This window comes from Xanthomonas sp. D-109, from assembly GCF_017746095.1.
Classification (GTDB): domain Bacteria; phylum Pseudomonadota; class Gammaproteobacteria; order Xanthomonadales; family Xanthomonadaceae; genus Xanthomonas_A; species Xanthomonas_A sacchari.
Genome location: NZ_JAGHWV010000029.1, coordinates 1 through 14694, shown reverse-complemented (window position 1 = coordinate 14694; position 14694 = coordinate 1). Strand labels below are relative to the sequence as shown.

General features: G+C 66.9%; 12 protein-coding genes and 1 tRNA gene. All 13 read left to right on the top strand.

The features are described 5' to 3' along the window. Positions 1 to 3 precede the first annotated feature (3 nt). The gene (gene nuoF, locus J7357_RS20445) at positions 4 to 1347 is read left to right on the top strand and encodes an NADH-quinone oxidoreductase subunit NuoF (RefSeq protein WP_209249351.1); all 1344 of its coding nucleotides are present in this window, start codon (positions 4 to 6) and stop codon (positions 1345 to 1347) included. Further along, complete coding sequence (gene nuoG, locus J7357_RS20440; RefSeq protein ID WP_209249349.1) at positions 1344 to 3593, top strand: NADH-quinone oxidoreductase subunit NuoG; 2250 nt, start codon at positions 1344 to 1346, stop codon at positions 3591 to 3593. The genes nuoF and nuoG overlap by 4 nt, the downstream gene beginning before the upstream one ends. Continuing rightward, a complete protein-coding gene (gene nuoH / locus J7357_RS20435) occupies positions 3590 to 4681 on the top strand; it encodes an NADH-quinone oxidoreductase subunit NuoH (protein WP_209231388.1) in 1092 nt (363 codons plus the stop codon). The genes nuoG and nuoH overlap by 4 nt, the downstream gene beginning before the upstream one ends. 3 nt (positions 4682 to 4684) lie before the next feature. Continuing rightward, on the top strand, positions 4685 to 5173 hold the full coding sequence (gene nuoI / locus J7357_RS20430) for an NADH-quinone oxidoreductase subunit NuoI (protein WP_010343013.1): 489 nt from the start codon (positions 4685 to 4687) through the stop codon (positions 5171 to 5173). Between the two features lie 9 nt (positions 5174 to 5182). Beyond that, entirely contained in the window at positions 5183 to 5830 is a 648-nt protein-coding gene (locus J7357_RS20425) for an NADH-quinone oxidoreductase subunit J (protein ID WP_019796545.1), read from the top strand. Next, positions 5827 to 6132 carry an NADH-quinone oxidoreductase subunit NuoK gene (nuoK, locus tag J7357_RS20420; protein WP_017908131.1) on the top strand — a complete coding sequence of 102 codons (306 nt, stop codon included), beginning with the start codon at positions 5827 to 5829 and terminating at the stop codon, positions 6130 to 6132. The genes J7357_RS20425 and nuoK overlap by 4 nt, the downstream gene beginning before the upstream one ends. 7 nt (positions 6133 to 6139) lie before the next feature. Next, entirely contained in the window at positions 6140 to 8341 is a 2202-nt protein-coding gene (gene nuoL / locus J7357_RS20415; RefSeq protein ID WP_209249348.1) for an NADH-quinone oxidoreductase subunit L, read from the top strand. 20 nt (positions 8342 to 8361) lie between these two features. Further along, positions 8362 to 9864, top strand: a complete 1503-nt coding sequence (locus J7357_RS20410) for an NADH-quinone oxidoreductase subunit M (protein WP_209249347.1) — start codon at positions 8362 to 8364, stop codon at positions 9862 to 9864. A 36-nt stretch (positions 9865 to 9900) separates the two neighbouring features. Next, positions 9901 to 11376 (top strand): NADH-quinone oxidoreductase subunit NuoN, encoded by a 1476-nt coding sequence (gene nuoN, locus J7357_RS20405; RefSeq protein ID WP_209249373.1) that lies wholly within the window; start codon positions 9901 to 9903, stop codon positions 11374 to 11376. A 206-nt stretch (positions 11377 to 11582) separates the two neighbouring features. Then, positions 11583 to 11659, top strand: a tRNA-Met gene (locus J7357_RS20400). Between the two features lie 207 nt (positions 11660 to 11866). Continuing rightward, positions 11867 to 12472: a ribosome maturation factor RimP gene (rimP, locus tag J7357_RS20395; protein ID WP_209249346.1), complete on the top strand. Its 606-nt coding sequence runs from the start codon at positions 11867 to 11869 to the stop codon at positions 12470 to 12472. Further along, positions 12469 to 13980, top strand: a complete 1512-nt coding sequence (gene nusA, locus J7357_RS20390; protein WP_209249345.1) for a transcription termination factor NusA — start codon at positions 12469 to 12471, stop codon at positions 13978 to 13980. Before rimP ends, nusA begins: the two co-directional genes overlap by 4 nt. 95 nt (positions 13981 to 14075) lie before the next feature. Beyond that, positions 14076 to 14694: IF-2-associated domain-containing protein (locus J7357_RS20385; protein WP_209249344.1), on the top strand; the 619-nt coding region annotated here is incomplete at its 3' end.

The following is a 14694-nucleotide window of genomic DNA, read 5'->3' as shown; positions in this document are numbered from 1 at the left end:
GCAATGGCACAGCATCCCCACGCTCCCACCGGTCCGGTCGGCCCCGCGCCGCTGCCGCACCAGGTGGTGTACACCACGCTGCACTACGACACCCCGTGGTCCTACGAAAGCTACCTGAAGACCGGTGGCTACGCCGCGCTGCGCAAGATTCTCGAAGAGAAGATCCCGCCGGAGCAGGTGATCGAGATGGTCAAGCAGTCGAACCTGCGCGGCCGTGGCGGCGCCGGCTTCCCGACCGGCCTGAAGTGGTCGTTCATGCCCAAGGGCGCGCCGCAGAAGTACATCCTGTGCAACTCGGACGAATCCGAGCCGGGCACCTGCAAGGACCGCGACATCCTGCGCTACAACCCGCATTCGGTGGTGGAGGGCATGGCCATCGCCTGCTACGCCACCGGCTCCACCGTGGGCTACAACTACCTGCGCGGCGAGTTCCACCACGAGCCGTTCGAGCATTTCGAGCAGGCCCTGGCCGATGCCTACGCCAATGGCTGGCTGGGCAAGGACATCCTCGGCAGCGGCATCGACATCGACATCTACGGCGCGCTGGGCGCCGGCGCCTATATCTGCGGTGAAGAGACCGCGCTGATGGAGTCGTTGGAAGGCAAGAAGGGCCAGCCGCGCTACAAGCCGCCGTTCCCGGCCAACTTCGGCCTGTACGGCAAGCCGTCGACGATCAACAACACCGAGACCTACGCCTCGGTGCCGGCGATCATCCGCAACGGCCCGGAATGGTTCCTGGGGCTGAGCAAGACCAAGAACGGCGGCCCGAAGATCTTCTCGGTCTCCGGCTGCGTGCAGAAGGGCGGCAACTTCGAGGTGCCGCTGGGCACCACCTTCGACGAACTGCTGGAGATGGCCGGCGGGCTGAAGCCGGGCCGCACCCTCAAGGGCGCGATCCCGGGCGGCGTGTCGATGCCGGTGCTGAAGGCCGAGCAGCTCAAGGACCTGCAGATGGACTACGACACCCTGCGCGCCCTGGGCACCGGCCTGGGCTCGGGCGCGATCGTGGTGCTGGACGACAGCGTCTGCTGCGTGAAGTTCGCCTGCCGCATCTCGCAGTTCTTCCACAAGGAGTCCTGCGGCCAGTGCACCCCGTGCCGCGAAGGCACCGGCTGGATGCACCGCGTGCTGGAGCGCATCGTCGCCGGCAAGGCCACGATGGAAGACCTGCACCAGCTGCGCACCGTCGCCGGGCAGATCGAAGGCCACACCATCTGCGCCTTCGGCGAAGCGGCGGCCTGGCCGATCCAGGGCTTCCTGCGCCAGTTCTGGGACGAATTCGAGTACTACATCGTCAACGGTCATTCGATGGTTGACGGCAAGAAGCTGGAGGCAGCCGCCGCATGAGCGCGCAACCCAACAATCCCGGCGCGACCCCCGCGGTCGTGCCGGAAGGCCATGTGACCGTCGAGATCGACGGCCAGTCGCTGGTCGTGCCGAAGGGCTCGATGATCATCCAGGCCGCCGACAAGGCCGGCATCCCGATCCCGCGCTTCTGCTACCACGAGAAGCTGCCGATCGCCGCGAACTGCCGCATGTGCCTGGTCGATGTCGAGAAGTCGCCCAAGCCGTCGCCGGCCTGCGCCACGCCGGTCATGGACGGCATGAAGGTGCAGACCCGCAGCGACAAGGCGCTGAAGTACCAGCGCAGCGTCATGGAATTCCTGCTGATCAACCACCCGCTGGACTGCCCGATCTGCGATCAGGGCGGCGAGTGCGAACTGCAGGACGTGTCGCTGGGCTACGGCCGCTCGGTCAGCCGCTTCAACGAGCGCAAGCGCGTGGTGCCGGACGAGGACATCGGGCCGCTGGTGGCCACCGAGATGACCCGCTGCATCCAGTGCACGCGCTGCGTGCGCTTCACCGCGGACATCGCCGGCACCTACGAGCTGGGCGGCATGTACCGCGGCGAGAACCTGCAGATCGGCACCTACGACGGCAAGCCGCTGACCACCGAGCTGTCCGGCAACGTGGTCGACGTGTGTCCGGTGGGCGCGCTGACCAACAAGGTGTTCCAGTTCCGCGCGCGGCCCTGGGAACTGGTGGCGCGCGAGTCGCTGGGCTACCACGACGCGATGGGCTCCAACCTGTTCCTGCACGTGCGCCGCGGCGAAGTGCTGCGCACCGTGCCGCGCGACAACGAAGCGGTCAACGAGTGCTGGCTGTCCGACCGCGATCGCTACTCGCACCAGGGCCTGTACGCCGAGGACCGCGCACTGCGGCCGATGCGCAAGGTCGACGGGCAGTGGCGCGAGGTGTCGTGGGCCGAAGGGCTGTCCGCCGCGAGCGAGATCCTCAAGGCCAACCGTGGCGACGCGCTGGGCGTGCTCGCGCATCCGTCCACCTCCAACGAAGAGGGCGCGCTGCTGGCGCGTCTGGCCGAGGGCCTGGACAGCGGCAACCTCGACCACCGCGTGTACAACCGCGACTTCTCCGATGCCGCGCTGGCCGAACCGTTCGCGCTGCCGCTGGCCGAGATCGAGCAGGCCGACGTGGTGGTGATCCTTGGCAGCAACCTGCGCCATGAACTGCCGCTGCTGCATGCACGCCTGCGCAAGGCGCGGATGCAGCGCCAGACCAAGGTGTATTCGATCAACCCGGTCGATTTCGACGTGGCCTTCGACCAGGCCGGCCGCCAGATCGTGGCGCCGTCGAAGTTCGCCGAGGCGCTGGCCGACGGCGCGCTGCGCGAAGCGGTGCAGGGCGCCGGCCGTGCGGTGCTGATCGTCGGCGCGCTGGCCGAGAACCACCCGCAGGCCGCGGCGCTGCGTGCCGCCGCGCGCGACTTCGCCGCCGCCACCGGCGCGGCGCTGTGCCGCATCCCGCAGGGCGCCAACGCGCTGGGCCTGTCGCGCTACGGCGTGCTGCCGCGCAGCCGCAACGCCGCGGCGATGCTGGCCGAGCCGCGCAGCGCCTACGTGCTGTACGGCCTGGAGCCGGGCCTGGACTTCGCCGACGCCGCCGCCGCGCGCAGCGCGCTGGCCGGCGCCAAGGTGGTGGCCTTCAGCCACTTCGCCTGCGCTTCCACCCGCGACGTGGCCGACGTGATCCTGCCGATCGGCGCGCTGCCGGAAATCGAGGCGACGCTGACCAACCTCAACGGCAGCGAGCAGCGCACCCGCGCCGGCGGCAAGCTGCCGGGCGAGGCCCGCGAGGGCTGGCGCGTGCTGCGCGCGCTCGGCGGCGAGCTGGGCCTGCCCGGCTTCGAGTTCATCGACCTGGCCGGACTGCGCGACGGCCTGCAGCCGCGCGAGGTCGCCGCGGCGAGCTCGGCGCAGCCGGCACGCCAGGACGAGGGCCTGGAACTGGCCGCCAGCCCGGCGATCTACCGCACCGATGCGGTGGTGCGCCGCGCGCAGGCGCTGCAGCAGCATCCGCTGAACCGCGCGCCGGGCGTGGCGATGCATCCGGACGAGGCGGCGCGGCTGGGCCTGCGCGACGGGCAGATGGTCAAGGTCGGTACCGCGGCGGGTAGCGCCACGTTGCCGCTGGCGACGGACAAGCGGGTCGCGCCGGGCGCGGCCTGGATCGAAACGGGCCACGGCGCGACCGCGCCGCTGGGCGCCGGTCGGGTGACGGTGGTGGCTGCATGAACGAGATGCTGTTGAACGTGGTCGACCCGCTGCACCAGTGGTTCCTCGGCCTGGGCGCCCTCGGCGTGGTCCTGTGGATCGTGCTGAAGATCCTGTTGATCGCCATGCCGGTGATCATCTCGGTGGCGTTCTACGTGGTCTGGGAGCGCAAGCTGATCGGCTGGATGCACGTGCGCCACGGGCCGATGTACGTGGGCATGGGCATCTTCCAGGCCTTCGCCGACGTCTTCAAGCTGCTGTTCAAGGAAATCATCCAGCCCAGCAGCTCGCACAAGGCGATGTTCGTGATCGCACCGCTGATCACCCTGGCGCCGGCCTTCGCCGCCTGGGCGGTGGTGCCGTTCGACGCCAAGCTGGTGCTGTCCAACGCCAACGCCGGCCTGCTGTACCTGCTGGCGATGACCTCGCTGGGCGTGTACGGCATCATCCTGGCCGGCTGGGCGTCCAACTCCAAGTACGCCTTCCTCGGCGCGATGCGCTCGGCGGCGCAGGTGGTCAGCTACGAGATCGCGATGGGCTTCGCCCTGGTCGGCGTGATGATCGCCGCCGGCAGCCTGAACCTGAGCACGATCGTGCAGGCGCAGGCGGGTCCGCACGGCCTGCTCAACTGGTTCCTCATCCCGCTGTTCCCGCTGTTCATCGTGTACTGGGTGTCCGGCGTGGCCGAGACCAACCGCGCGCCGTTCGACGTGGTCGAAGGCGAGTCGGAGATCGTCGCCGGTCACATGGTCGAGTACTCGGGCGGTGCGTTCGCGCTGTTCTTCCTGGCCGAATACGCCAACATGATCCTGGTCAGCTTCCTGGTCTCGATCTTTTTCCTGGGCGGCTGGCTGAGTCCGATCCAGGGGCTGGTCAACGCCGACATCTCGCCGTGGATCGACTGGGTGTGGAAGGGCGGTTGGCCGTGGCTGCTGATGAAGGTGCTGTTCTTCGCCAGCGCGTACATCTGGTTCCGCGCCAGCTTCCCGCGCTACCGCTACGACCAGATCATGCGTCTGGGCTGGAAGGTGTTCATTCCGTTGACGATCGTGTGGATCGCGGTGACGGCATTGATGGTGTTCTACGGTGTGATCCACAGGGGTGTGTAAGCGATGAATAAAGTCACCCATTACTTCAAGAGCCTGCTGCTGCTCGAGTTGCTCGGCGGCCTGTGGCTGACCTTGAAGTACACGTTCCGTCCCAAGTACACCGTGCTGTACCCGATGGAGAAGTTCCCGCAGTCGCCGCGCTTCCGCGGCCTGCACGCGCTGCGCCGCTATCCCAACGGCGAAGAGCGCTGCATCGCCTGCAAGCTGTGCGAAGCGGTCTGCCCGGCGCTGGCGATCACCATCGACTCGACCAAGCGCGAGGACGGCACGCGCCGCACCACCCGCTACGACATCGACCTGTTCAAGTGCATCTACTGCGGCTTCTGCGAGGAAAGCTGCCCGGTGGATTCGATCGTGGAGACCCAGGTGCTGGAGTACCACTTCGAGAAGCGCGGCGAGAACATCGTCACCAAGCCGCAGTTGCTGGCGATCGGAGACCGGCTCGAGGCCGAGATCGCCGAGCGCCGCGCTGCCGACGCTCCCTTCCGCTGAGGTCCTGAAATGGATTGGGTCAATATCGCTTTCTGGATCTTCGCCACCATCGCCGCGGTCGCCGCCGGCGCGGTGATCAGCGTGCGCAACCCCGTGTACGCGGTGCTGTGCCTGATCCTGACGTTCTTCTCCATCGCCTGCGTGTGGCTGCTGGTGGGCGCCGAGTTCCTCGGCGTGACCCTGGTGCTGGTCTACGTCGGCGCGGTGATGGTGCTGTTCCTGTTCGTGGTGATGATGCTGGACATCGACACCGCCCGCCTGCGCGAAGGCTGGGTGCGCTACCTGCCGGTCGGCCTGGTGGTCGCGGTGGCGATGCTGGTGCAGATGGTCACCCTGATCGGGGTCAAGGCGCGTAGCGCCGCACCGTTCCCGGCCGACAACGCCGCGGCCCAGGCCGCCGACACCTCCAACATCACCTGGCTTGCCAAGACCCTGTTCACCCAGTTCCTGCTGCCGTTCGAGTTCGCCGCGATCATCCTGACCGTGGCGGTCGTGGCCGCGGTGATGCTGACCCTGCGCAAGCGCACCGGCATCAAGACCCAGAACCCGGGCGACCAGTCGCGGGTCAAGGCCAGCGATCGCCTGCGCATCGTCAAGATGGACGCAGAGAAGCCCACGCTCCACACCCCGCCGGCATCGCAGGAGGGCCAGCCATGATCTCCCTAGGCCATCTGCTGGCGCTCGGTGCGGTGCTGTTCTGCATCGCCCTGGCCGGCATCTTCCTCAACCGCAAGAACGTCATCGTGCTGCTGATGTCGATCGAGCTGATGCTGCTGTCGGTCAACATCAACTTCGTCGCCTTCTCGCGCGAGCTCGGCGACGCGGCCGGCCAGTTGTTCGTGTTCTTCATCCTGACCGTGGCCGCGGCCGAAGCCGCCATCGGCCTCGCGATCCTGGTGACGCTGTTCCGTACCCGCCACACGATCAACGTGGCCGAAGTCGATTCGCTGAAGGGCTGACCTGCAGATGGAAATTACGCTCTCCAAGAGTCTGCTGATCGCGGTGGTGCTGGCCCCGCTGGTCGGCAGCATCATCGCCGGCCTGTTCGGCCGCCAGGTCGGCCGCAAGGGCGCGCAGTTCGCCACCATCCTCGGCGTCGCGGTCAGCTGCGCGCTGTCGTGCTGGACCCTGTACCAGCTGGTCGGGCAGGGCGCCTCGCCGTTCAACCAGAACCTCTACACGTTCTTCGAGGTCGGCAACTACTCGGCCCACGTCGGCTTCATGGTCGACCGCCTGACCGCGATGATGATGGTGGTGGTGACCTTCGTGTCGCTGCTGGTGCACATCTACACCATCGGCTACATGGCCGACGACCCGGGCTACCAGCGCTTCTTCAGCTACATCTCGCTGTTCACCTTCTCGATGCTGAGCCTGGTGATGAGCAACAACTTCCTGCAGCTGTTCTTCGGCTGGGAAGCGGTGGGCCTGGTGTCGTACCTGCTGATCGGCTTCTGGTTCAAGCGCCCGACCGCGGTGTTCGCCAACATGAAGGCGTTCCTGGTCAATCGCGTCGGCGACTTCGGCTTCCTGCTCGGCATCGCATTGGTGCTCTACGTGTTCGGCACCCTCGACTACTCGATGGTGTTCGCCAGTGCCACCGGCATGGTCGGCCTTACCATCCCCGTGTGGACCGGCTCCATCCCCATCCCGTTGAGTGCGGAGGTCATCCACCTGACCGATCCGTGGGTCTGGTCGGTGCCGACCATGATCTGCATCTGCCTGTTCATCGGCGCCATGGGCAAGTCGGCGCAGGTGCCGCTGCACGTCTGGCTGCCTGACTCGATGGAAGGCCCGACCCCGATCTCGGCGCTGATCCACGCCGCGACCATGGTCACCGCCGGCATCTTCATGGTGGCGCGCATGTCGCCGCTGTTCGAGCTGTCGCAGACCGCACTGAACTTCGTGCTGTTCATCGGCGCGACCACCGCCTTCTTCACCGGCCTGATCGGCATCGTGCAGAACGACATCAAGCGCGTGGTCGCGTACTCGACGCTGTCGCAGCTGGGCTACATGACCGTGGCGCTGGGCGTGTCGGCGTACTCGGCGGCGGTGTTCCACCTGATGACCCATGCCTTCTTCAAGGCGCTGCTGTTCCTGGCGGCCGGCTCGGTGATCATCGGCATGCACCACGAGCAGGACATGCGCAAGATGGGCGGCCTGCGCAAGTACATGCCGATCACCTACTGGACCAGCGTGATCGGCACTCTGGCGCTGGTCGGCACCCCGTTCTTCGCCGGCTTCTATTCCAAGGACACGATCATCGAAGCGGCCCAGCTCCACGCCGAGGGTGCCCCGTTCTGGAGCATCGCCAACTACGGCTACATGGCCGTGCTGGGCGGCGTGCTGATCACCAGCTTCTACAGCTTCCGCCTGCTGTTCCTGACCTTCCACGGCAAGGAGCGCTTCCGCGACGCGCATGCGCACGACGTGCATGCCCACCACGACAGCGCCCACACCGACGCCGAAGCGCAGTCCCACGCGCACGATGCGCACGACGCGCATGCGCATGACGACCACCATGGTCATCATGGCGCGCACGAACCGCACGAGTCGCCGTGGGTGGTGACGGTGCCGCTGATCCTGTTGGCGATCCCGTCGATCGCGATCGGCTTCTTCACCATCGGCCCGATGCTGTTCGGCACCGACTGGGCGGGGCACCACGCCGCCGTGGCGATCAAGGGCCAGGCGGTCAGCTTCTTCACCGGCATCGTCGATTTCTACGATCCGGCGCGCGACACCGTCGGCGCGTTGGCCGAGGAGTTCCACGGGCCGGTCAAGTTCGCGCTGCACGGCCTCTACCAAGTGCCGTTCTTCCTGACCCTGGCCGGCTTCGCCCTGGCCTGGATCCTGTACCTGTGGAAGCCGGAACTGGCGGCGAAGGCGCGCAAGACCTTCTCGGTGCCGGTGTGGATCCTCGAGAACAAGTACGGTTTCGACAAGCTCTGGATCGGCGGTTTCGCCGGCGGCGGCGTGCGCCTGGGCAAGGTGTCGCGCGCGGTGGATACGCATGTCGTGGACGGCGTCATGGTCAACGGCACCGCGCGCGTGATCGACCTGGCGGCCAATCTGCTGCGTCGCACGCAATCCGGTTTCCTCTATCACTACGCCTTCGCGATGATCGTCGGTCTCATTGCCCTGCTGGGCGTGCTGATGCATTTCTGGCGTTGACCTGTACGGAATAAGAACACGTGTCGAACTGGCCTCTACTCTCCATCCTGATCTGGCTGCCGATCATCGGCGGCGCCCTGGTGCTCGCCGTGCGTGACGCGCGTGCGGCGCGCTGGGCGTCGCTGCTGGTGGCATTGCTGACCTTCGCGCTCAGCGTGCCGCTGCTCACCGGTTTCGACTACACCAGCGGCGCGCTGCAGTTCGTCGAGACCCACGCCTGGATCCCGGCGTACGACATCGGCTACAACCTCGGCGCCGACGGCATCGCGGTGGCGCTGATCGTGCTGACCACGCTGATCACGGTGCTGGCGCTGATCGGCGCCTGGACCTCGATCGACAAGCGCGTCAACCAGTACGTGGCCGCGTTCCTGATCCTGGAAGGCGTCACCGTCGGCATCTTCGCCGCCACCGACGCGATGCTGTTCTACGTGTTCTTCGAGGCGATGCTGATCCCGATGTTCCTGATTATCGGCATCTGGGGCGGCCCGCGCCGCATCTACGCCGCGGTCAAGTTCTTCCTTTACACCTTCCTCGGCTCGGTTCTGATGCTGGTCGGGTTGATCTACCTGTACCTGAAGGGCGGCAGCTTCCAGCTCGCCGACCTGTACCAGCTCTCGCTCACGTCCAAGGAGCAGACCTGGCTGTTCTTCGCCTTCCTGATCGCCTTCGCGGTCAAGGTGCCGATGTTCCCGGTGCATACCTGGTTGCCGGACGCGCACGTGGAAGCGCCGACCGCCGGTTCGGTGATCCTGGCGGCGATCGCGCTGAAGATCGGCGGTTACGGTTTCCTGCGCTTCAACCTGCCGATCCTGCCCGACGCCAGCAACGAGTGGGCGGGGCTGGTGATCGCGCTGTCGCTGATCGCGGTGATCTACGTCGGCCTGGTCGCCCTGGTCCAGGACGACATGAAGAAGCTGATCGCGTACTCGTCGATCGCGCACATGGGCTTCGTCACCCTCGGCGCCTTCGTCGCCTTCGCCCTGGTCGGATCCGGCAGCGGCGACGCCGCACAGCTGGCGCTGCAGGGCTCGATGGTGCAGATGATTTCGCACGGCTTCGTCTCCGGCGCGATGTTCTCCTGCGTGGGCGTGCTGTACGACCGCATGCACACCCGCCGCATCGCCGACTACGGCGGCGTGGCCAACGTGATGCCGTGGTTCGCCGCGTTCGCGATGCTGTTCTTCATGGCCAATGCCGGCTTGCCGGGCACCAGCGGGTTCGTGGGCGAGTTCATGGTGATCCTGGCCAGCTTCCAGTCGCATCCGCTGCAGGCATTCGGCGCGGCGACCACGCTGGTGATCGGCGCGGCCTACACGTTGTGGCTCTACAAGCGCGTGTTCTTCGGCGAAGTCGCCAATGCGCACGTGGCCGAGCTGAAGGACATCAACGGCCGCGAGGCGCTGGTGCTGGGCGTGTTCGCGCTCGGCGTGCTGGCCCTGGGCCTGTATCCGAAGCCGTTGACCGACCTGATGGAGCCCTCGATCGCGAAGCTGGCGGCGCAGATCGCCACCAGCAAGCTGTAAGCGGCCGTCGAGCGTATTGATTCCAGAGATTTGATGATGACCACCCCTGCGCTGCTGCCTCTGACCACCGTCGACCTGCCGCCCCTGCTGCCCGAGCTGGTGCTGACCGCCGGTGCCTTCTTCCTGCTGATGCTCGATCTGTTCATCAGCGAGCGCAACAAGGCCTGGACCCACATCGTGTCGGTGGCGATCCTGGTCGCGGTGTTCGCGATGCTGCTGGCCGGCGTGGGCGGGCAGGGCGAGGTGTTCCAGGGCATGTTCGTGCGCGACGCCGCCGCCGACGTGATGAAGACGGTGATCGTCGGCCTCAGCGCGCTGACCCTGATCTACGGCTGGAGCTACCTGCGCGAGCGCAAGCTGTACCAGGGCGAGATCCCGGTGCTGGTGCTGTTCGCCACGGTCGGCATGATGATCCTGGTCTCGGCCGGCAGCCTGCTGATGGTCTATCTGGGCCTGGAACTGCTGGCGCTGTGCTCCTACGCGCTGGTCGCCTCCAACCGCGACAACGGCATGGCCGCCGAAGCGGCAATGAAGTACATCGTGCTCGGTTCGCTGGCCTCCGGCCTGCTGCTGTACGGCATGTCGCTGATCTACGGCGCCACCGGCACGCTGAGCCTGAGCGGCATCCATGAGGCGATCGGCAACGGCCGCGAGCACATGCTGCTGCTGACCGGCACCGTGTTCATGATCGCCGGCGTCGCCTTCAAGCTCGGCGCCGCGCCGTTCCACATGTGGCTGCCGGACGTCTATCAGGGCGCTCCCGCGCCGATCGCGCTGTTCATCAGCTCGGCCTCGAAGCTGGCCGCTTTCGGCATGGCCTACCGTCTGCTGGAAGTGGGCGTTGGCCCGCTGGCGGCGCAGTGGCACTGGGTGATCGGCGGCCTGGCGGCACTGTCGCTGGTGGTCGGCAACCTGATGGCGGTGGCGCAGAGCAACCTCAAGCGCATGCTGGCGTACTCCACTGTCTCGCACATCGGCTTCCTGCTGCTCGGCGTGGCCGGCGGCGGCGAGCGCGGTTACGCGGCGGCGCTGTTCTATGCGATCTGCTATGCGGTGATGTCCACCGCCTCGTTCGGCGCGATCATCGCGCTGTCGCGCAAGGGCTTCGAAGCCGAGAACATTGACGATTTCAAGGGCCTGAACGCGCGCAACCCGTGGATGGCGCTGCTGGTGCTGTGCATCATGGCCTCGCTGGCCGGCGTGCCGCCGTTCCTGGGCTTCTGGGCCAAGCTGGCGGTGCTGGGCGCAGTGGTCGCGGTGCCCGACCAGAGCCTGTGGTGGACCGGCCTGGCGGTGCTGTCGGTGCTGTGCGCGGTGATCGGCGCGTTCTACTACCTGCGCGTGATCAAGGTGATGTATTTCGACGAACCGGTCGGTACGCCGCTGCCGGCCAACGACGACCGCGTGCTGGGCGTGGCGCTGGGCGTCAACGCGCTGGGTCTGCTGGCCTTCGGTCTGGCCTGGAGCCCGCTGATGGCGTGGTGCCAGCGCGCCTTCGCGCACCTGGCCTGATCGCGAAAGGGCGGTTTTCCCGCTGTTTCCGCCAACGCCGCCGCAAGGCGGCGTTGGTGTTTTTGCATTTGGCGATGCGATTGCTGTTTCGTTTTCCATCGCGCGCGGTTATCATGGCGTCCTTCGATCGGCAGCGTCGCTACCGCATCGAGATGAAAATCAGGGCTTGCAATCGACGCACTGATTCTTCATAATTCCGCTTCTGCTGCGGGGTGGAGCAGTCTGGCAGCTCGTCGGGCTCATAACCCGAAGGTCGCAGGTTCAAATCCTGCCCCCGCTACCATCTTTGTCTGCAGCGGCAACCAGTACATCGGTTGTCTGCGGCAGGAAAGTTTGGGCTTCGCGATGACGCATGTTCCCGTCGTCGCAACCGGAATCCAGCGTGACCGGAGTTTTACCGGACAAGGGGCCCAGAGGGCCCTTTGTCGTTTCCGGGGTCCGGGAAATGCACGCAATCGACTTTTCAACCTTTTCAGATGCAAGGCAGGCTGTGAGCGACAAGGCAAACGAAATCGCGACTCTGCTGGGCCCGACCGTGGACGCGTTGGGCCTGGAACTGCTGGGCGCCGAATATCTGCCGGCCCCTGGCGGCGCCACGCTGCGCCTGTACATCGACGTGCCGCTGGCCGAGCAGCCCGAGCGCATCGTCAACATCGACGATTGCGAGCGGGTCAGCCGCGAGGTCTCGGCGCAACTGGACGTGGAAGACCCGATCAGTGGCAACTACACCCTGGAAGTGTCTTCCCCGGGCGTGGACCGGCCGCTGTTCAGCGCCGAACAATTCTCCCGTCACCTCGGCGAATCGGCCAAGGTGGTGCTGAAGTTGCCGCAGCAGGGCCGACGCCGCCTGCAGGGGCGCATCGTGCAGGCCGACGCCGCTGCCGGCCGGATCACCTTCGAGGTCGACGGCGCCGAACTGGCGGTGGACTTCGACAACATCGACAAGGCGCGGATCCTGCCCGACTGGGCGGCGCTGGGCCTGGCGCCGACCAAGCCGGGCAAGGGCCCGAAGCCGCCCGGCAAGAACGCAAAATCCAATAAGAAACCATCCAACGAACCGGCGGCCGACGAGGCTGCGCGCGGAGCGAAAGAATGAGCAAGGAACTGTTGCTGGTAGTCGACGCGGTGGCCAACGAGAAGGGCGTGCCGCGCGAAGTGATCTTCGACGCGATCGAGGCCGCCTTGGCGTCGGCGGCGAAGAAGCGCTACCCCGACCAGGACGTGCTGACGCGCGTCACCATCGACCACAAGGACGGCACCTACGAGACCTTCCGGCGCTGGGAAGTGGTGGCCGACGACGTGGTGATGGAGTCGCCCGACCGGCAGATCCGCCTGATGGACGCGGTCGACGAGGCCGAGGGCGTGGATGTCGGCGACTACATCGAAGAGCAGATCGAGAATCCGGACTTCGGCCGCATCGCCGCGCAGGCCGCCAAGCAGGTGATCGTGCAGCGCGTGCGCGAGGCCGAGCGCCAGCAGGTGGTGGACGCGTGGAAGGATCGCGTCGGCGAGCTGGTCACCGGCGTGGTCAAGCGTGCCGAGCGCGGCAACATCTACGTGGACCTGGGCGGCAACGCCGAGGCCTTCATCCCCAAGGACAAGGGCATTCCGCGCGACGTGCTGCGCGCCGGCGACCGCGTGCGCGGCTACCTGGCCGAAGTGCGTTCGGAGCCGCGCGGCCCGCAGCTATTCATCAGCCGCGCCGCGCCGGAGTTCATGATCGAGCTGTTCAAGCTGGAAGTGCCGGAAGTGGGCCAGGGCCTGGTCGAGATCAAGGCCTGCGCACGCGATCCGGGCGACCGCGCCAAGATCGCGGTGCTGGCGCACGACACCCGCACCGATCCGATCGGCGCCTGCATCGGCATGCGCGGGTCGCGCGTGCAGGCGGTGTCCAACGAGCTCAACGGCGAGCGTGTGGACATCGTGCTGTGGAACGACAACCCGGCCAACTTCGTCATCAACGCGATGGCGCCGGCCGAGGTGCAGTCGATCATCGTCGACGAAGAGAAGCACTCGATGGACCTGGCGGTGGCGGAAGACCGCCTGGCCCAGGCGATCGGCAAGGGCGGCCAGAACGTGCGTCTGGCCAGCCGCCTGACCGGCTGGCAGCTCAACGTGATGACCGCCGAGCAGGTCGCGGCCAAGTCCGAAGCCGAGCAGGCCGTGGCCCGCCAGCTGTTCATGGACAAGCTGGAAGTGGACGAGGAGATCGCCGCGATCCTGGTCGCCGAGGGCTTCAACTCGGTCGAGGAAATCGCCTACGTGCCGGTCGGCGAGCTGCTGGCGGTGGAAGGCTTCGACGAGGACATCGTCGAGGAACTGCGCGCGCGTGCCCGCGACGCGCTGCTCAACGAGGCGCTGGCCGCCGAGGAGAGCGACGACGACGGCGTGCCGGCGGCGGACCTGCTGTCGCTGCCGGGCATGGACGAGGGCACCGCCTACGCGCTGGCCAGCCATGGCGTGCGCACCAGCGAGGACCTGTCGGATCTGGCTGCCGACGAAATCCTCGAGTTCGGCATCGAGGACCTGGACAAGGACCGCGCCGCGGCCCTGGTCCTGGCCGCCCGCGCCGAGGAGATCGCCCGCCTGGAGCGCGGCGAATGAGTCAGCGATGAATGCCGCCCTGACCCGATCAGGGCTTAGAATCCGCGCTACCTTCGCACGCGGCGAGGGGGCGCCAACCAGATCATAGGATCCGAATGTCGCAGCAAACCACCATCCGCAAGCTGGCCGAACTGGTGAACACGCCGGTCGAGAAACTGCTGGTTCAACTGGCCGACGCCGGGATGAAGTTCAGCGGTCCCGACCAGGTCGTCACCAGCACCGAAAAGATGAAGCTGCTGGGCTTCCTGCGCCGTACCCACGGCAAGACCGACAAGCCGGTCGAGGAAGAGGCCCAGGCGGCGCCGAAGAAGATCACCCTGAACCGGCGCAAGCTGCAGGAAGTGACGGTCAGCGCCGGGCGCAGCAAGACCACGGTCAACGTCGAGGTCCGGCAGAAGCGCACCTACGTGAAGTCGGCCGAGGACCTGGCCGCCGAGCGTGCGGCGCCGTCCGCGGGCGGACGGGTGGACGACGAGCGCGCCGAGATCCTGCGCAAGCTGGAGGAATCCAAGCAGCGCAACCTGGCCGAGCAGCAGAAGCTCGCCGAGCAGGACCGCGCGCGCGCCGAGGAAATCGAGCGCAAGCGCAAGGCCGAGCAGGAAGCGCGCGAGCGCGCCGAGGCCGAGCAACGCGCGGCGCAGGCCGCGCTGGACGCCGAGTCGGCACCGCCGGCGGCGGCGCCGTCCGCGCCTGCCGCCGACCGCAACGCCGCTG